Source organism: Achromobacter sp. LC458 (genome assembly GCF_001005835.2).
GTDB classification, from domain to species: domain Bacteria; phylum Pseudomonadota; class Gammaproteobacteria; order Burkholderiales; family Burkholderiaceae_B; genus Achromobacter; species Achromobacter spanius_B.
The window spans coordinates 1-18780 of the sequence record NZ_LBHW02000053.1 but is presented as its reverse complement, the minus strand read 5'-3'; the positions used below and the strand labels follow the sequence as shown (position 1 = coordinate 18780).

Annotated in this window: 15 protein-coding genes and 1 pseudogene; 9 read left to right on the top strand and 7 right to left on the bottom strand. The window is 64.4% G+C overall.

From position 1 onward, the window contains the following. Positions 1-111 precede the first annotated feature (111 nt). Complete coding sequence (locus tag YH64_RS27225) at positions 112-987, top strand: DMT family transporter (RefSeq protein ID WP_046807451.1); 876 nt, start codon at positions 112-114, stop codon at positions 985-987. Here YH64_RS27225 and hemB read toward each other — a convergent pair. Both hemB and yihA read right to left on the bottom strand, forming a co-directional pair. Beyond that, positions 984-2000 carry a porphobilinogen synthase gene (hemB, locus tag YH64_RS27220; protein ID WP_046807442.1) on the bottom strand — a complete coding sequence of 339 codons (1017 nt, stop codon included), beginning with the start codon at positions 1998-2000 and terminating at the stop codon, positions 984-986. The two genes, YH64_RS27225 and hemB, sit on opposite strands and share 4 nt — an antisense overlap. After that, on the bottom strand, positions 1997-2620 hold the full coding sequence (gene yihA, locus YH64_RS27215; RefSeq protein WP_006216506.1) for a ribosome biogenesis GTP-binding protein YihA/YsxC: 624 nt from the start codon (positions 2618-2620) through the stop codon (positions 1997-1999). Before yihA ends, hemB begins: the two co-directional genes overlap by 4 nt. 221 nt (positions 2621-2841) lie before the next feature. On the opposite strand from yihA, the gene YH64_RS27210 reads away from it, so the two are divergent. From YH64_RS27210 to ccsB, 3 genes are all read left to right on the top strand, one after another. Continuing rightward, positions 2842-3543, top strand: coding sequence for a c-type cytochrome (locus tag YH64_RS27210; RefSeq protein ID WP_104142798.1), 702 nt, complete (start codon positions 2842-2844; stop codon positions 3541-3543). A 119-nt stretch (positions 3544-3662) separates the two neighbouring features. Next, entirely contained in the window at positions 3663-5741 is a 2079-nt protein-coding gene (locus YH64_RS27205; RefSeq protein ID WP_046807441.1) for a cytochrome c biogenesis protein ResB, read from the top strand. 8 nt (positions 5742-5749) lie between these two features. Then, a complete protein-coding gene (gene ccsB / locus YH64_RS27200; protein ID WP_082134661.1) occupies positions 5750-7117 on the top strand; it encodes a c-type cytochrome biogenesis protein CcsB in 1368 nt (455 codons plus the stop codon). Positions 7118-7132: 15 nt separating this feature from the next. Here ccsB and YH64_RS27195 read toward each other — a convergent pair whose 3' ends face one another. Genes YH64_RS27195 through YH64_RS27175 form a run of 5 tightly spaced genes read right to left on the bottom strand, consistent with a single transcriptional unit; the run spans position 7133 to position 14075 of the window. Further along, positions 7133-7516, bottom strand: coding sequence for a DUF4150 domain-containing protein (locus tag YH64_RS27195; RefSeq protein WP_046807439.1), 384 nt, complete (start codon positions 7514-7516; stop codon positions 7133-7135). A 25-nt stretch (positions 7517-7541) separates the two neighbouring features. Beyond that, positions 7542-8600 carry a pentapeptide repeat-containing protein gene (locus YH64_RS27190; RefSeq protein ID WP_046807438.1) on the bottom strand — a complete coding sequence of 353 codons (1059 nt, stop codon included), beginning with the start codon at positions 8598-8600 and terminating at the stop codon, positions 7542-7544. Then, positions 8597-11224 (bottom strand): DUF2169 domain-containing protein, encoded by a 2628-nt coding sequence (locus YH64_RS27185; RefSeq protein WP_046807437.1) that lies wholly within the window; start codon positions 11222-11224, stop codon positions 8597-8599. Before YH64_RS27185 ends, YH64_RS27190 begins: the two co-directional genes overlap by 4 nt. Before the next feature lie 3 nt (positions 11225-11227). Next, positions 11228-11680, bottom strand: coding sequence for a hypothetical protein (locus tag YH64_RS27180; RefSeq protein ID WP_082134660.1), 453 nt, complete (start codon positions 11678-11680; stop codon positions 11228-11230). 7 nt (positions 11681-11687) lie between these two features. Then, the gene (locus YH64_RS27175; RefSeq protein WP_046807436.1) at positions 11688-14075 is read right to left on the bottom strand and encodes a type VI secretion system Vgr family protein; all 2388 of its coding nucleotides are present in this window, start codon (positions 14073-14075) and stop codon (positions 11688-11690) included. A 543-nt stretch (positions 14076-14618) separates the two neighbouring features. Between YH64_RS27175 and tssA the strand changes: the two genes are divergently transcribed. From tssA to YH64_RS27150, 5 genes and pseudogenes are all read left to right on the top strand, one after another. Further along, complete coding sequence (gene tssA / locus YH64_RS27170; RefSeq protein WP_052946126.1) at positions 14619-15728, top strand: type VI secretion system protein TssA; 1110 nt, start codon at positions 14619-14621, stop codon at positions 15726-15728. Between the two features lie 41 nt (positions 15729-15769). After that, positions 15770-16318: a type VI secretion system contractile sheath small subunit gene (gene tssB / locus YH64_RS27165; RefSeq protein WP_046807434.1), complete on the top strand. Its 549-nt coding sequence runs from the start codon at positions 15770-15772 to the stop codon at positions 16316-16318. Between the two features lie 31 nt (positions 16319-16349). Then, a complete protein-coding gene (gene tssC / locus YH64_RS27160; protein WP_046807433.1) occupies positions 16350-17852 on the top strand; it encodes a type VI secretion system contractile sheath large subunit in 1503 nt (500 codons plus the stop codon). Between the two features lie 50 nt (positions 17853-17902). Beyond that, entirely contained in the window at positions 17903-18388 is a 486-nt protein-coding gene (locus YH64_RS27155; RefSeq protein WP_046807432.1) for a type VI secretion system tube protein Hcp, read from the top strand. 12 nt (positions 18389-18400) lie between these two features. Next, positions 18401-18780: pseudogene (locus tag YH64_RS27150) on the top strand (ImpE family protein); the annotation flags it as partial.

Sequence of the window (18780 nt, the reverse complement as noted above, 5' to 3'; positions counted from 1 at the left end):
GGCGGCTGCGCTGCGTGGGCGGCGCATCCCACTCCCTCCAGGCCGGCGCCCGTGACGTCCCCGACAGTTGATGCAAGCCAGGACCGCAACGGTCTGATCTATGTTCAATTGATGTTCGTCATGGCCACATGGGGCCTGAACATCGTCTCCATCAAGTACCTCACGCAGCACATGGATATCCAGGCGCTTGCCGCCGTGCGGATCGTGGTTGCGTTCATCACCGTCACCCTCATCATCAAGGCCCGCCGTGGCCGCGTGCCCAAGCTGGGCCGCGTGGAATTGGGCTGGGTGGCGCTGGCGGGCTTTCTGGTGGTCTACGCGCACCAGGTGGCGCTGGTCTCCGGGCTGCGCTTTTCTTCCGCCGCCAACGGCACGCTGATCATGGCCACCAGCCCCTTGTTGTCGGCACTGCTGGCCGCGCTGTTCTATCGCGAAAAACTGACCCTGGTACGCATCTGCGGCGCTCTGCTCGGGCTGCTGGGCGTGGGCATGGTGGTGGCCGGCAGCGGTGCCCAATTCGGGCTTAATGGCTGGGGCGACGCGGTGGTATTCGTGGCCGTGCTGGTGTTCGTGTTCGGCGGCCTGGTGATCCAGCGCATGTCGCGCACGATGGACCCGCTGGGCATGCTTTGGTACATGTACCTGGCAGGCGGGCTGATGCTGGTGGCGCACGCGTTGGTGACGCCGTCGTCGTACCAGACCGACACCTGGCAGATGACCTGGTGGCCGTGGCTGGTGCTGCTGTTTTCCGCGGTGATTGCCTCGGGCGTCAGCAACATCATCTGGAACGCCGGCATCGCGCGGCTGGGCATCAGCCGCGCCGCCTTGTTCGTGAACTGGCTGCCGATATTCGGGCTGTTGTTCGCCTCGCTGTTCCTGGATGAACACGTCACCTTGACCCATGTGTTGGGGCTGGCCTGCGTGCTCGGGGGAACGTGGCTGGGGCTGCGCCGGACCACGCCGGCGCCTGACCCTAACAGTGCTTAGCGCTGCGCTTTGAGCAGCGTGGCGGCTTCGATGGCGAAGTACGTCAGGATGCCGTCGGCGCCGGCGCGCTTGAACGCCAGCAGCGCTTCCATCATGACCTTGTCGTGGTCCAGCCAGCCATTGGCGGTGGCGGCCTTGATCATCGCGTATTCACCGCTGACCTGGTAGGCGAACGTGGGCACGCGGAAGGTGTCCTTCACGCGGCGCAGCACGTCCAGGTACGGCATGCCCGGCTTGACCATGACCATGTCCGCGCCTTCTTGCAGATCGGCGGCCACTTCGCGCAATGCTTCGTCCAGGTTGCCCGGGTCCATCTGGTAAGCCATTTTGTTGGACTTGCCCAGGTTGGTGGCCGAGCCCACGGCGTCGCGGAACGGGCCATAGAACGCGCTGGCGTACTTGGCCGAATAGGCCATGATCTGCGTGTGGATGTGGCCGTTGGCTTCCAGTGCCTTGCGGACCGCGCCGATGCGCCCATCCATCATGTCGCTGGGGGCCACCATGTCCACGCCTGCGGCGGCCTGCGTGAGCGCCTGCTTGACCAGGATCTCGACCGTGATTTCGTTGATGACGTAGCCGTTCTCGTCGATGACGCCGTCCTGGCCGTGGCTGGTGTACGGGTCCAGCGCCACATCACACAGGATGCCCAGCTCGGGGAAACGTTTTTTCAATTCGCCCACCACGCGCGGAATCAGACCGCGCGGGTTGGTCGCTTCGATGCCGTCGGGCGTCTTCAGCGACGGGTCGATGACCGGGAACAGCGCCATCACCGGAATGCCCAGTTCGACGCATTTCTCGGCCACGGGCAGCAGCGTATCCAGCGAATAGCGGACCACGCCGGGCAGGGACGGCACGGCTTGCTCGATGCCCGTGCCGTCGGCCACGAACACCGGGTAGATCAGGTCATTGACCGTCAGCGCGTTCTCGCGCACCAGGCGGCGGGTGAAGTCGTCGCGGCGCAGGCGGCGGGGGCGGGAAACCGGAAATTCAGGGGTGATGATCTGCGGGTTCATGATTCGACCTTGGGGGAAATCCAATTCTCAATGTGGGCGCCCGCTTCTTCCAGCCCGATGCGCTCGGGCGCCGAAAACGGGATGGTGTGCAGGGCGCCGATGTCGGCCAGGTCCTTGCGGACCGAGAACACGGTGCGCATGCGCTGGCCATAGGGCAGCTTGTCGGCCTTGGTCAGCAGCGCCAGCACGGGGCGGCCGGTGGGGGCGATGAAGTTGGCCAGGCGGCGGTCAAGCTCGGTGACGCCGCGGCGGATATCGATCAGCAGCACGATGCCCGCAAGCGACTCGCGGTCGCGCAGGTAGCCGCCAAGAATGTCCGCCCATTTTTCTTTTTCGTTGCGTGCCACGGACGCATAGCCGTAGCCGGGCAAGTCAACGAGAAAACCGATGTGGCCTTCCGGATCCAGCGGGTCGGGCAAGCCGAACATGTTGATCAAGCGCGTGCGGCCCGGCGTCTTGCTGGAAAACGCAAGACGGCGCTGGTTGCACAGCACGTTGATGGCCGTGGATTTGCCGGCGTTGGAGCGGCCGACAAAGCAGACCTCGGGAGCGCCGGCGGCCGGCAACTGGTCGAGGCGAGCTGCGGAGGTAAGGAAGGAGGCGCGATGTAGGAGGGACACGGATGGGCTTTGGATACGGTTGGTTTCGAGCCCTATTGTATAATCCGGCGTTTGCAACAGTGGTCCCCGTGCGCGGAGCCGTCTTTTTTGCTTACTGTTTAGGTGCCTGCGGCAACTTGGCAGGCAGAACGGGCAGAGAGGTTCGATACGGTTTTCCAGGGTGTGCGGGGTAGGCGTGGGCGCCTTTTTGCGCCTTGATCGATGTGATCGTCGAGGTCTTCATGAAGCGTGTGCTGTCCCGGATGTTGGTTGCGAGCGGGCTGTTGCTCGGCGCCTCCGCCTTCTCTACACCCAGTTTCGCCGCCGACGGCGCAGCGGGCCCGGCCAAGCCAGATGCCGCCAAGGGCGGTCAGCTGTTTGACCAGGGCGACGCCTCGCGGGGCATCATTGCCTGTGCGTCCTGTCATGGCGCGGCGGGCAATAGCACCATCCCGGTGAACCCCAACCTGGCCGCGCAACCCCACGAATACCTGGCCAAGCAACTGGCCGACTTCCAGATCAAGCAGGGCGCCAAGCTGCCCGTGCGCAATGGCGCGGGGGGCAATCCGACCCCGATGACGGCCATGGCGCAGAACCTGACGCCGGCCGACATGCAGAACATTGCGCTGTACCTGGCGCAACAACCCCTGAAAGAACCCGCCACGGCGGGCCAGGAAAAGTTGGTCGACCTGGGCCAGAAGATCTGGCGCGGCGGTTTGCCGGAGCGCAATGTGCCGGCCTGCGCGGCGTGCCACTCTGCAAACGGCGCGGGCATGCCCAGCCAGTACCCCCGCTTGTCGGGGCAGTTCCCCATGTACATCGAAGAGCAGCTCAAGCTGTTCCGCAGCGGCGACCGCAAGAACGAAATCATGTTCGCGATCGCAGACCGCATGTCGGACGCCGATATCAAGGCCGTGTCCGACTACGCAGCGGGCTTGCGGTAGGCCAACGCCGGCAACACGCGCGGCTGGTCCGCGTTCATGCAACCTGAGCGTGACGGAACCTGATTCCGTTGCGCGCTGTCTATGAGGGGGGTAGCCGATCGCGCGGCCCCCCTTTTTTCATGAATTCAACACGAACCCACACCCGCCCCTCTTTGCGCAGCCTGCCCGGCGACTTCTTCGAACTGCTTGGTTCGATGCGTTTTGCCGTCAGCCTGCTGATGTTCATCTGCGTGGCGAGCCTGGTGGGCACGGTGTTGCAGCAGAATCGTTCGTCCAGCAACTACATCGACCAGTTCGGGCCGTTCTGGTACGAGGTGTTCGACAAATTTTCCATCTGGCACGTCTACAACAGCTGGTGGTTTCTGCTGATCATGGGCTTTTTGGTCGTGTCGACCTCGGTATGCCTGATCCGCAACGCGCCCAAGATGTTGCGTGACGCGCGCTCCTTCCGCGAGCACGTGCGCGCCAGCAGCCTGCGCGCCTTCCCGCATCGTGTGGAAACCGAAGAACCCACCGACGTGGCACAGACATCGGCCGGCCTGAAGGCGCTGCTTGAGCGGCTGGGCTATGCCGTGCGGCAGCGGCAGGACGCCGACGGCGTGCTGCTGGCCGCCAAGAAGGGCAGCGCCAACCGCCTGGGCTACGTCTTCGCGCACGCGGCCATGGTCATCATCTGCATCGGCGGGCTGCTCGATAGCGAATTGCCGGTGCGGCTGCAGGTCATGTTCGGCGGCAAGCAGCCCATTGTGGACAACATGCTGATTTCGGAAGTGCCCGAAAGCGGCCGTTTGTCGGTCAACAACCCCAGTTTCCGTGCCAGCGTGCTGGTGCCCGAAGGCGGGCAGGCCAGCACGGCGGTGGTGATGGTGGGCGACGGCGCCTTGGTGCAGCCGATGCCCTTCACACTGAAGCTGAAGAAATTCGTGGTCGATTACTACTCGACCGGCATGCCCAGCCGCTTTGCCAGCGAAGTTGAAGTCACCGACCCGGACACGGGCAAGACCTTCGATTCCACCATCGAGGTCAACGAGCCGCTGCGCTTCAAGGGCATGACCGTGTACCAGTCCAGTTTTGACGATGGCGGCAGCACGGTGGTCTTGAAGGGCTACCCGCTGGTCGGCGCCAATGCCGCGACCTTCTCGGTCAACGGCACGGTGGGCAAGACCAGCGAAGTGACGGCGCAGACGTCGGGTGGCCCGCGCAGCATGGGTGTCGAAATCACCGCCATGCGCCCGATCAACGTCGAGGACCTGACGCGCGGTGACCCCAAGGGCGCCAACCAGAGCTTTGCCGAGCACGTGGCCTCGGTGTCCGGCAGCGCGGCGGGAAAGAAGAACGAAAACCTGCGCAACGTGGGCCCCAGCGTCGAATACAAGCTGATCGACGATGCCGGCCAGGCGCACGAATTCCAGAATTACATGCTGCCCATGGAATTGGACGGCGCCACCGTCTTCCTGGCCGGGGTACGCAACAATGCGTCGGAGCCCTTCCGTTACCTGCGCATTCCGGCCGACGACGACAGTTCCATCGGTGAATTCATGCGCTTGCGCGCCACCTTGGCCGACCCGGCCGCGCGCCGGGAAGCCGCCCGTCGTTTCGCCGAGCGCAACAGTCCGTCCGGCGCCGACCGCCAACCCTTGCAAACCGCCGCCGAGCGCGCGCTGGAAACCTTTGCCTCGGGCGGCCTGCAAGCGGTGGCCGCATTCCTGCAAGCCAACACGCCCGCTGCCGACCTGGAACGCGCCGCGGATGTGGTGATCCGGCTGATCGGGGCCAGCATGAACGAATTGCGCGCCATCGAGCGCGAGCGCGCCGGCTTGCCGGCCGTGGCCGTGGAAGGCCCGGATGGCGAACGCGCGGCCGTCTGGTCGCGCCTGGCCGTGGCGGCGCTGTCCGACCTGACGGTCTATCCGGCGCCGGTGTTCCTGTCGCTGGCGGACTTCAACCACGTGCAGGCCAGCGTATTCCAGGTCAGCCGCACGCCGGGCAAGAACACGGTCTACCTGGGCAGCCTGTTGCTGGTCCTGGGCGTGTTTTCGATGTTCTACATCCGCGACCGCCGCGTCTGGATCTGGGTCAAGCCGCAAGGCAGCGGCAGCAGCGTCCTGGCGGCCATGACGTCCCAGAAGCGTACACTCGACTTCAATCAGGAGTTTGAACGCTTCAAGCAGGCGCTGCTGCGCCAGAAGAGGCCTTAAGGTTATTTATGTCGACTACGACCACCCCGCACCCCTCCTCGCCGGACACGTTGAACGCGTCGCCCGATACCCTGTGGCAAGACAGCTTGTCCGAAACGGGCGATAACCGCGCCCGTCGCGGCAAGCCGGATTGGACCGACGTTGTTTTCTTCCTGCTGTTGGCAGTGGGCGCCGGCTTCGCGCTGACCCGCCACGGCAGCGCGATGGACTACTACGAGAAGATCATCCTGTGTGGCACCGTGCCCGCGCTGGCCTGGATGGGCTGGCTGTGGCGTCCGCTGCGCCGCCTGATGGTCGCCTGTGCGATCGCGGCGGGGCTGGCCTTGATGCTGTACGGCAATGACCTGGCCCGCGCCGAGCAGGTGTTCTTCCTGAAATACCTGTTTTCTTCCCAGTCGGCCATCTTGTGGATGTGCGCGCTGTTTGCGCTGGCCATGGTCTGCTACTGGATCGGCGTATTCAGCCCGACCGCCGCGTGGCTGGGCACGGCGCTGACGTGGGGCGCGGTGTTCGCCGGTGTCACCGGCCTGCTGGTGCGCTGGCGCGAAGGCCATCTGATGGGCCCTGACCTGGGCCATATTCCCGTCAGCAACCTGTACGAAGTCTTCGTGCTGTTCTCGCTGATCACGGCGCTGTTCTACCTGTATTACGAACGCAAGTACGCCACGCGCGCGCTGGGCGGCTTTGTACTGCTGGTGGTGACCTCGGCCGTCGTGTTCCTGCTGTGGTATTCCTTCACGCGCGATGCCGGCCAGATCCAACCGCTGGTGCCCGCGCTGAAAAGCTGGTGGATGAAGCTGCATGTGCCGGCCAACTTCATCGGCTATGGCACGTTTTCGCTGGCCGCGATGGTGGGCTTTGCCTATCTGATCAAGCAGCATGGCCAGACCACGTCGTGGGCCAAGCTGGCGCCGCTATTCATCCTGGGTGTGTTGCTGTGCGCCGAGCCGATGGTGTTCCGTACCGACGGCTTGTCGGCCACGTGGATGCTGTACTTCGGCGTGGGCGCGGTGATCGTGGGCGCCATCCTGCTGGGCCGCCGCCGGATTGCCGCGGCGCTGCCCTCGCTGGAGGTGCTGGACGACATCATGTATCGCGCCATCGCCATCGGCTTCGCTTTCTTCACGGTGGCCACGATCCTGGGCGCGCTGTGGGCGGCGGACGCCTGGGGCGCCTACTGGCAGTGGGACCCCAAGGAAACCTGGGCGCTGATCGTCTGGCTGAACTACGCGGCCTGGCTGCACATGCGCCTGATCAAGGGTCTGCGCGGCACCATGGCGGCCTACTGGGCGCTGATGGGCCTGCTGATCACCGGCTTTGCCTTCCTGGGCGTGAACATGTTCCTGTCCGGCCTGCACTCCTACGGCCAGCTGTAATTCACCCCAAGCGCGTCACGCCGCCAACGCAAACATCGATTTTTGCGGCGTGGCCGCCTTGAAGCCCGGCGTATTGATCGTGTTCTGCAACGTCAGGCTGGTCACGCGCACCAGCGGCGCGGCGCGCACCAGCACGGTGAACGCCCCGGTGATGTAGCGCGCCTGCCCCATGAACGTCTGGGATATCACGCCACCGCCCACGCCCGCGGTGTCGCCGAGAGTCACCGGTATCGTTGTGACCATGTTGTGCATGGGCATGCAGCTTAACCACACGTTCCACACCACCGGAATCCCCATGGACGACGTCGACACGTCAATGTGCGGCACCGGCGGCACGGGCGTCTTGCAGACGTCGGGAAATCCCAAGCCGACGCTGGGTAACTGGCAGAGCACTTGCATGGTTTGCACTCCTGTTGCGATGGGGTCAAAGGTTTGCGCGCGCTGCCGACCACAGTTCGGCTTCAAGCAGGGGCGCGTCGTTTTCGATGATGCCGTGGCGCTGCGACCAGCGCACACCGCCGGTCAGCGCGCGATGCATGCGCGTGCGCAGGAAAGTGGCGTCGCGCAGATCAGCGCCCTCCAGGTCCGCCAGCGAAAAATCCGCGTCCGCCAGTTGCGCGCCATGAAAGTCCGTACCGGCGCAGCGCGCGCGCTGAAAAATGCACAGGCAAAGGCTCGCGCCGCGAAAGTTCGCGCCGTCCAGCGTGGCCTCGGCCCAGATGGCGCCGTCAAAGCGACCGCCTTGCAGGTCCGCCCCGGTCAGATCCGCCTGGGGAAACAGAGCCTGCGGTGTGCAAGCGCCGGCAAAGCGCGCGCCCCGCAACGATGATCCCTTGAAGCCCGACTGACGCAAATCGCATTGGCGAAAATCCGCGGCGTCCAGCTGGCAATCCGTGAAATGGCACAACGCAAACGACTGCCCGGCGAAGCGCTGCGCTGTCAAATTGCATTCCGTGAACATCGTGCTGGCGGCGTTGGCGCCCGTCAGCGTGGCGCTGCGCAGGTCCAGCTGATGGAACAGGGTGTAGCTAAGCTGCGCTTGCGTCAGATCGGCGTTGGCGAAGGTGCCGCGCGAGAACACCGAGCGTTCCACGCAAGCGGCCTGCAACGATGCAAGCTCTAGCGACGTGGCGGTGAAAGACGATTCGTACAGGGCGGCCTGGTCCAGCCGGGCGCCCGTCAGGTCGCATTCCGTGAAGCTCGCACCATGAAAGCGGCCGCCGCTGAACCTTGCTTCCCTTGCCTGGCAGCGTAGCAGCCGCGCAGTGTCCAGGTTGGCGCCGACGGCATCCACGTGGCCCATGGCGCAGCTGATGTACTGGCTGTCCTGTAACTGGCAGCCGGCCATCCGTGCACCCGTGAAATCAACGTGATCGAAAAAAGCACCCGCCAGATCCAGCCCGGCCAGATCGGCGCCTGCCAGGCTGATGTGTTGTATCGGCTCGCCATGGCGCACGCTGTCCAGCAGCTTGTCGATGTTCATGCGGGCTGCTCCGGCTGCCTGGCGGGCCAGCGCTTGGCGCCTTGCGTGTAGGTATGGTCCAGCCCGGTGCTGTCGTCCATTTGCGTTTGCGCGACATCGGCGCGGAAGAAGTTCGAACCGGTAAGGTCGGCACGCAAGAAGATGGCCTTGCCCAGCAAGCTGTTGATCAGGTTGGCATTACGCAGGCAGGCGCCGGTGAAATCCGCGCGCACGAAGTGCGTGTCGGGGGCGGTCAGGCCGCTCAGGTCGGCATCTTGCAACTGGCACTCGGAAAAGTCACAGGCGTTCAGGGTCGCGCCGCGCAAGTCCGCGCCCGTCAATGTGGCGCCGCGCGCGCTGCCGTGCTTGAACTGCATGCCGCGCAGCCGGGCGCCCGCCAGTTCGACGCGCCCGGCGAAGGCGCAGCCGTCCAGCGTGGCATTTTCCATGCTGAAGCGGCCTGTGAAAGCCACGTCCATGAAGCTCAGCCGCACCAACGTCGCGCCAGCAAAGTCCGCATTGGCAAGCGCGCCCTGCATGAACACGCACTGCTCGAAGCGCGTGTCGCGAAAGCCGCAGTCTTCGAATGTGCCGCTCATCGCCGCCCACTGGCTGAAGCTGGCGCGGCGGAAGTCGCAACGTATCAACCGCGCCTGGTGCAAGCGCCCCAGCTGCCATGCGCTGTCGGCAAAATTGCAGTCTTCGCACTGCGCGTGGTCCCACGTGCATTCCTTGAACTGGCCCTGCGCGAAGTTGGTCCTCACACATTGCGTGCGGCCCAGGTTGGCGCGCGTCAGGTTCGCGCCGGACAGGCTTGCGCGGGTCAAGTCCGCGCCGGTCAGCACGGCGTCGGTCAGGTCGCAGCCATCCAGCCGGGTATCCGCGAGCTTTGCGCCGGCGAAAATCGCGCGCTGAAAATTGACGCACGACAGGTCCATGCCCGATAGATCCGCACCGGTCAGGTTCATGTCGCGACAGTCGCGGTTGTTTTTCAGCTGCGCGTCCAGCTTGCGGCGCGTGCGCTGCGCGCGCAATGGCGGCATGGGCGGGGGCGGGGCAAAATGATGGGCCGACTGTTGATACGCCTGATGCACCTGCGGCCCCAGCGTGTCGGCCAGTGGCGGCTGGGACGTCGGGCTATCCGCCGATGCGCGTCCGGCCTGCGCATGCGGGCTGGCATCGAACTCGGCAATGTGTCGTTTGACCCTGCGGGGATCGAAGCCGGACGGCAGTGTGCCGTCCGGCCCCGGCCGGCGCAGCGCGTCCATGTCCACGCCGGCCACTTCGGCCATCTGCGGCAGGTTGGGATCCGCCAGCGCGCGCGCGCCCGGCCCGCCGGACAGGCGCTTGGCCTCTTCAAGCTCTTGCTGCATGCGCAATATCGTTTGTGGCAAATCGGCAAGCCTGGGCGCTGTAGGCGGCGGGTCCAACGGCGCCATGTACAGATCGGGGTCCAGGCCCTGCGCCAATAGCGACTCGCGTTCGCGCGCGTGGCGGCGCGCCAGCCCGGCGTGAACGTTCCTGTTGGTGGCACGCACGGCCAAGGTTTGCGCGTCCCCTTCCAACCCGCCGTCGCAAAGCTCTTCCGGCACGAGTTGCGCGTCCAGCAGGGCATAGACGGGGCCCAGCTCCGGGCTCAGGCGTTGCCGCACGACGTCCCGGTAATGGCTGACTTCGCGCGGCTGGTCCGCGTGTTCCAGCGCAGGCATGATGTGGCGGATATCCGCTGCGTCATCCTCGCGCACGTGCACCGCGCCGTGCCAGATCAGCACCATCTTCGTGTGATCGGGAAAAAACCACGCGGTGGTCAGGCGCAGCGGTACCTCTTCAAGCGCGCTGCCATCCGCCTGTCGGCTGACAAAACAGCGCGCGCGCCAGCGGGGCAGTTGGCCGCGCAACACCGCTTGTTCAGGATGCAGATTCCACAGCGCATAGTCCGTGCCACCGGCAAGCTCGGCGTTGGCCGGCCCCCATTGGTCGGGCGGCGCCGCGTTGAAGAAGCGCCAGTCCATGTCGCGCGCGAAACCGGGATAGTCGTGCTCCAGCCATTCCTGTCCGTAGTCGCGGCCCATGTGCGATGCGCGCTGCGGCCATTCCACGGGCAGTGCGCCAAAGCCCGCAGGCGCCACGCGTTGCCCGGGGGCGCTGATGCGCTGCAAGGGGTGTTCAATGTTTGGCAGCCGACGCGTGCGCACGCCATTGATGACCTCGTCCTGCGCGCCGATACCCAGCGGGTTTTCAGCGACGTCCGGGCCGCCATAGGCGTGGCTCCAGTCCAGGCGCATGCGCGCAAACGGCTGCGGCGCGGTCGCCTTGCCATCGATCCAGTAGCGGTCGCCAAAGACCAGCAATGACTTGTCGATGGCGCCCACCTGCACGCGCACGCCGCACGCGCCGGGCTGCTTGGCATCATGGGGGTAGGCATGGCCCGAAACCAGCACTTCCGGGTACTGCTTGGGCGTGGCCAGGTCCAGCGCGCCGATGCCTTCTTCGGCGGCAAGCTTCCAAAGGTCCTGGTCGGTCAACAACGTGGGGGACTGCGCGATGTCGACCAGGGCGAAGACCGACACGCCCAACAGATCGCGGCGCTGCCATCGGTAGGGCCGCGTCAGGACGCCCAGGCGGAAAGGCTTGATGGTCTTCATGGGCTATCCGGTGGGCTGATCAATGACGACGTCATAGGTGGCGGCATTGTCCCGCGACCCTTCGCGCGACCGTTGCGCGGACCCCTCCCGCGCCTGCACGCGCACCTGCACGGTCTTGCCCGCACCGAACTCGGCCAGGTGCAGCGGCGACAGCGGCACGCGTACCGTGCGCGTAAACGCCGGCGTGGCATCGGTGGCGGCAACCTCCAGCTCCAGCTCGATGACGAAATACAGCGTCTCGCCGATGCGGGTACGCGTGTCGCGCGCTGCCATCACGCGCGCGGTGCTGGCCACGCCCGTGGCGCGGACCGCGTCCAGGCGTTCGGTTTCCGCGCGCCCCGCCGCCCGGCGTCGGCGTTCGCGCCGAAGCATGAAGGCCGCCTGCACGCCGGACAACAGCAAGCCCAGCACCACCCATTTTCCCCAGTCCGGCCAGGCCGTCACGAAGTCCGACATGAGCGTCTCAAATGATGGACCACAGGCCGACCATGGATGCGCCCAGGCCGACCTGCTCGGCCTTCTGAAGGTCGAACGCGTAGCTGGACCCGGTCGTGCGGTACGACACCAACTGACCAATACTGCTGACCGCCGCGTAGTTCGTGAACGACAGGTTCAGCATGACGGTGGTGCGGAACAATGCCATTCGATGCATCCCGAATTCGGCCTTGGCCACCGCCAGGCCGATCGAGAACGGTGTGGCCTGCAACCAGCTTTCCTTGGACAAATCCTTCACGTTGGCAGCGTCCATCACCACGTCGGCCGGCGTTTGCAGCGTGATGTTGCCCTGGGCCTTGACCATCACCGTCGAGCCTTCCGATTCGATGTGCGCCTTGCCTTTGGATTTGATGTCCATCGTGGCGGTTTCGGACTGCACCAACATCGCCGTCTTGGCCTTCACGTCCATGTTTGCATCGGTGGACAGCACCTCGACCTTGCCCTTGGCCTTTTCAGTCAGCGTGCCGTCCTTGACGTGATGCAGCGAGTTGCCGCCGGTGACGTTGACCTCCTGGCCCGTCTTCAAGGTCTCCTTGAACAGCCCCGTGATCTCGCGTTCTTCGCCCTTGGCGGCCACGGTGGTCTTCAAGCCGTTGTCGAACTTCTCATCCATCAGGCCGTCTTTCACGTTGACGGTGCGCGAGGCCTTGACGGTGTATTCCTCGTGCCCCGTGACGTACACGTCGCGGCGCTTGCCGACTTTCAAGTTGTCGGTGCCGGTGATGTTGATGTCGCGAAAGCCGCCTATCTTGGTGGTGTCGTTCTGGCCGATGGTGGTGTTGCGGTTCAGGTCGGTCGAGTGCGTCTCGTTGGCTTCGACCTCGGTGCACAGCTCGCGCTCTGCGTGCAGCCAGATTCGCTCGCAGCCGCTTTTATCTTCGAACATCAACGCGTTCGCGGTGGCCGGCGTACCGCTTTTCGAGCGGCTAAGAAAGCCGCTTTGCGTGGCATTGTCGGGCAGGTCCCACGGCGGCAGGTTGTTCGCATTGAACACGCGTCCGATCACGATGGGGCGGTCGGGTTGGCCGCCAATGAAATCCACGATGACCTCGTCGCGCACACGCGGCAATTGGATGCCGCCAAAGCCGCCGCCCGCCCAGGGGCTCGACACGCGCACCCAGCACGAACTGTTCTCGTCCTTTTTGCCGTAGCGGTCCCAGTGAAACTGCACTTTGACGCGGCCCATCTTGTCGGTCCAGATTTCCTCGCCCTGCTTACCGACTACCGTTGCCGTCTGCGGCCCGTGGGTGCGGGGGATCGGCGTGACGCGCGGGGCGCGAAACTGCGTGCTGGAGGGCAGCACCACGAATTCCAGATCGAAATCGCCGGGGTCTATCTGACCGCTTGCGTAGCCCGTTTCGCGAATGCGGTAGTAGGTGCTGACGACAAGATACTCGCGGTTTTCCGCTTGCCGTGGATGATTGCGCAGCGTGAACAGATGCCCGGTCGACAGCCCGCGCGCATTGGATGCGCCGGTGCTTTGTTCCTGTCGGCATTGCAGGTCTTGCAGCCGCACGCGCGTGTAATGCTCGGCATCGTCCGGGTTGGTGTAGCCGCCTTGCCATTCGTACATTTCCAGGTCGCCGTGGTCATAGGCGCCCGGGTTGTTGCGCCGCGCTTCCAGACTGGCAGCGGGCGTCAGCGGGTGGTAATCCGTGGTGGCGAAGGCGCCCGGCGTGATCTGCTCGGCCACTTCCCACTTGTGGATGTAGTCTTCGCGCGGCACCGTGATGCGGTCGGGGCCGTAATACGGAATTTGTTCGTAATCGGCAACGGGTTCGTGCTGCGTGATGTCGTCGGTCAGCACCAGCGTGTGCTTGCCGTTGTCGTGCTTGAACCAGAAATAGATGCCCTCGTGTTCCATCAGCCGACAGATGAAGGCGTAGTCGGTTTCCTGGTACTGCACGCAGTATTCCCAGTTGCGATAGGTCTCGGTCAGCTTGAACTCAACGGGGTAGCTGTAATCCTTGAGCACCTCGCGGATCACGTCGGGCACGTTCTTGTTCTGGAAGATCTTGTTGTCCGACGTTTGCGTCAGGTACCACAGCCACGGGCGTACGGTGGCGCGGTAGATGGTGTAGCGCGACGTGTTGTTCTCACGGCCCACCAGCACGCAGCGGGTGATGTGTCCGCTGAGATAGCGCGGCGCGCCCGGCGTGGTTTCGATTTCAAGCGTCAGCGGTTTGCCAAGCAGCGACTTCATGTCCAGCGAATAGGACTCCGAGACCAGCTCAACCTCGAACTCAAATAGCTGCGACAGGCTTTCGGCGCCGTGCATGCCGCGAAATTTCAATTGCTCGGGCGGCAGGGGCGTATGCGCCTTGACGACGCGTTCGCTTGGCACGTTGCGGTCCATCTCATCGTCTCCTTATGAGAATTCAACTGCTGCTGCTGCTGCTGCGCTTGCTGGGTTGGGATGCACCGGACGCGCAAACGGCGCGCGTCGTAACGACTGCAATGGGATGGCCGGCCACACTGGGGCCGCTTGCAAAGGGCGGGCGCCGCCGTGCAAAAAGCGCAAAGCGAAAAACGCCGATGCCGGGGACGTCTGTCTCGTGAATCTGTTTACGCGCCGGTCTGCTGCCAGCGTGAGCGCCGATTGTAGGCACCGCGCAAAGCGGGTACGAAGCGCGATCACATGCTTTTGTGTTTTTTACGCTTCCGTAACAACACTTGCAGGTCGGCCCGTATCACGTAAGGAATATGTCAAAACATCAACGTAGCAGGGCAAGAAGTGTGCATTTGTTTAGTGGCTTGTTAGGTTTCTGTAAGAAAAATCTGAAGTTGTGAGTTGTCGGTTGCATACGGAAAGACGTGCCTAGAATTCTCCCTTCCGTGAAGCAGCGCGGAGCGTAGTGGTTGGTTCCAGGCAGCATCCCCAGGCATCTAAGCAATGACTATGGACTTCGCCGATATCCTCAATACACTCGATTCACGTCTGCCCTGCGGGGAAGACCTCGAATACGACGCTGACTTTCTGCAGTTGCAGCAAGCCGCGGCCGGCCGGGACGAACAGCAGTTCGGCTCGACCATCATCGCTGCGCAGCCGCCCGACTGGCGCGAGGTCGAACGCCTGGCCCGTGCCCTGCTTGAGCGCACGCGAGACCTGCGCGTGATCAGCCTGTTGACCTGTGCCTGGACCGAGATCCGCGGGATACCCGGCTACGCGGACGGTCTGGCGCTGGCCGTCGACACCCTTGAACGCTATTGGGAACCCGTGCATCCGCGCCTGGATAGCGTGGGCGAGGACGACCCCATGCCGCGCATGAACGCCTTGGCCGCGTTCGGCGATATGCAGGGCTGCGCGCGCAGCGTGCGCTCGGCCAGCCTGGTCAATGGTGTGCATGGGCAGCTCTCGCTGCGTGATACCGAGGCGCTGCTGGATGGCAGCCGCCAGGACGCCGACTGCTATCCGGGAGGCCGTCCCCGTGTGGTGGCGCGCCTGCGTGAGGCCTGGGCGCAACGCGACGCCGATGTGCTGGCGCTGGCCGCCGCATGCGATGCGTTGCGACGCATCCAGAAGTTGGTGACGGACAAACTGGGCGCCACGTGGACGCCGGATTACAGCGCAGTCTTGCGCACGTTGAACGTTGTGTTGGACGCCGCGCGCGACGGTCAGCAGACCTCTGCGGACGCGTCTGGAATGGCTGCCGAGGCGCACACGACCAGCGCCGGCAACGGCCATGGGCCTGGCGCGCAGCAAGGCGATCATCAAGACGAAGCCGGGCGGTCGGCGGACACAGCGCGGGGCCTTGCCGCCACGCATGCCGGCGTGCGCTGGCAGGACGCCCGCATCCAGTCGCGCGATGACGCCATGGCCATGTTGAGCAAGGTGTGCGCGTACTTCGAAGCCAACGAGCCCGGGCATCCGGCGCCGTATCTCATTCGACGCACCCAGCAGCTTATTCCGTTGAGCTTTCACGACATCATCAAAAACCTGGCGCCCCAGGGCCTCGAGCAATTCGAGGCCTGGCTGCCGCGTGACACCGACAGCCGGCCGGATTCGTAGCGCGGCGCAGCCCCCAGAGACCAACAAGAGGAGACAACACCATGGCGACCAGCCTGAAAGGAAGCGGCCAGAAGTTCATCGCCAGAAACCGCGCGCCGCGTGTGCAGATCGAGTACGACGTGGAGATCTACGGCGCCGAGCGCAAAATCCAGCTGCCCTTTGTGATGGGCGTGCTGGCCGACCTGGCCGGCAAGTCCGAAACGCCCCAGCCCGAAGTGGGCGAGCGCAAGTTCCTGGATATCGATATCGACAACTTCGATGAACGCATGCGCTCGATCCAACCGCGCGCGGCATTCCAGGTCGAGAACACGCTGACCGGCGAAGGCAACTTGAACGTGGACATCACGTTCGAGAGCATCGATGACTTTTCGCCGGCCACCGTTGCCAAGAAGGTTGGCGCGCTGAACGAGCTGTTAAGCGCGCGGACCCAGCTGGCCAACCTGCTGACCTACATGGACGGCAAGACGGGCGCCGAGGAACTGATCGGCAACGTGCTCAAGAACCCGGCGCTGATGAACGCGCTGGCGGCGGCGCCCAAGCCGGAAGCCCCACCCGCATCCGACCCCGCCGGCACGGACCCGGCAGCCTAGTTTCCGCTGGAATCGCTTTTCGGAGAATGCCATGACCGCAGTGGCCAAACGCGCCGACGCGCGCGCTGTCGATACCCTGGAAGCCGACGACCTGTCCGCGCTCCTGAAGAAAGAATTCAAACCCAAGACCGAGCAGGCGCGCGAGGCGGTGGAACACGCCGTGCGCACCCTGGCGCATCAGGCGCTTGAGAACAGCGGCGTCGGCCTGTCGTCCGACGCCTACCGCACCATCCAGGCGATCATCGCCGAGATTGATCGCAAGCTGTCCGAGCAGATCAACCGCGTGATGCACCATCCCGAATTCCAACAGCTGGAAGGCGCGTGGCGGGGCCTGCATTACCTGGTCACCAACACCGAAACCGACGAGCTGTTGAAGATCCGCGTGATGAGTATTTCCAAGGCGGAACTGGGGCGCACGCTCAAGCGCCACAAGGGCGTGGGCTGGGACCAAAGCCCCATCTTCAAGCGCGTGTATGAAGAAGAGTATGGCCAATTCGGCGGCGAGCCGATCGGCTGCCTGGTGGGCGATTACCACTTCGACCACAGCCCGCCGGATGTGGAGCTGCTGGGCGAGATCGCCAAGATCTCATCCGCCGCGCATTGCCCCTTCATTGCGGGTGCATCGCCCAATGTGATGCAGATGGATTCGTGGCAGGAGCTGGCCAACCCGCGCGACCTGACCAAGATCTTCACCAACACCGAATACGCCGCGTGGCGCAGCCTGCGCGAGTCCGAGGATTCGCGCTATATCGGGCTGGCGATGCCGCGCTTTCTGGCACGCCTGCCGTATGGCGCGCGCACGAATCCGGTGGATGAATTCGACTTTGAAGAGGACACCGACGGCGCCAACCACGACCGCTACACCTGGGCCAACTCGGCGTATGCGATGGCGGCAAACGTGAACCGCTCGTTCAAGTTGTACGGCTGGTGCACGTCGATCCGGGGCGTGGAGTCTGGCGGCGCGGTGGAAAACCTGCCGTGCCACAGTTTTCCCAGCGATGACGGCGGCGTGGACATGAAGTGCCCGACGGAAATCGCGATCAGCGATCGGCGCGAGGCCGAGCTGGCCAAGAACGGCTTCATGCCGCTGGTGCATCGCAAGAATTCCGACTTCGCTGCCTTCATCGGCGCGCAGTCGCTGCAAAAGCCACACGAGTACTACGAGGCCGACGCATCGGCCAATGCCAAGCTGGCCGCGCGCCTGCCGTACCTGTTTGCGTGCTGCCGGTTTGCGCATTACCTGAAGTGCATCGTGCGCGACAAGATCGGCTCATTCCGCGAACGCGACGACATGGAGCGTTGGCTGAACGACTGGATCATGAATTACGTGGATGGTGACCCGGTGAACTCGTCGCAGGAAACCAAGGCGCGCAAGCCCTTGGCGGCGGCCGAGGTGCAGGTGCAGGAAATCGAAGACAACCCGGGCTATTACTCCGCCAAGTTTTTCCTGCGGCCGCACTATCAGTTGGAAGGGCTGACGGTGTCGCTGCGGTTGGTGTCCAAGCTGCCTTCGCTCAAGCAGAACGAAGGCTGAGCGTCAGACAAGATGGGCGCAGCCGCGCCCGATAACTTCAGGAGACAGATGTGGCTGTGGATATGTTCATGAAAATCGATGGCGCCAACGGTGAATCCAAAGACGCCAACCATAAGGACTGGACGGATATCGTGTCCTTCTCGTGGGGCGCGACGCAGCCGGGCAACCTGGCCAGCGGCGGCGGCCTGGGCGCCGGCAAGGCAAGCTTCAACGACCTGCACGTGGTGGCGCGCATCGACAAGGCGTCGCCCGCCGTGATGAAGCACTGCGCCAGCGGCAAGCACCTGGGCAAGATCGAGCTGTCGCTTTGCAAGGCGGGCGGCGAGCAGATCGAATATTCCAAGATCACGCTGGAAGACGTGCTGGTGTCCTCGGTGCAGATCTCCGGTGACCGCAGCGCCGAGGGCGTGGTGGTGAACTACGCTTTCCAGGCGGCAAAGGTCAAGCAGCAGTACTGGGAACAGACGGAGAAGGGCGGCAAGGGGGCTGAAAGCCTGGTGGCTTGGGACATCAAGCAGAACAAGGAAGTCGGCTAGGGCGGGGCCACGATGTCTATGGTTGCCGTTCCATTCGGCGCGATCAGCCTGTCCGGCCAGCTGGAAGAAGTGCAGGCGCAGATTCGCCGCCGACCGGCTGATGCGGACTTGCGCGCGCAACTGTTCCAACTGTTGGTGGTGCAGGGAGACTGGGCTCGTGCCGCTGAACAGCTCAGCGTGTGTGGCGCGCTGAGTGCGCAGGCGCGGCCGACGGTCGCGCTGTATGCCAGCGCCATCGCGGCGGAGCGCGAGCGCGAGGCGGTGCTGGCGGGCGACGGCGAGCCCGTCATGTTGAGCGAGCCTGATGCGTGGATGCAGGCCCTGCTGTCGGCGCTGCATCGGGACGGGCAGGGTCCGAAGGACGAGGTCGCCGAGCAGCGTTCCCGCGCCCT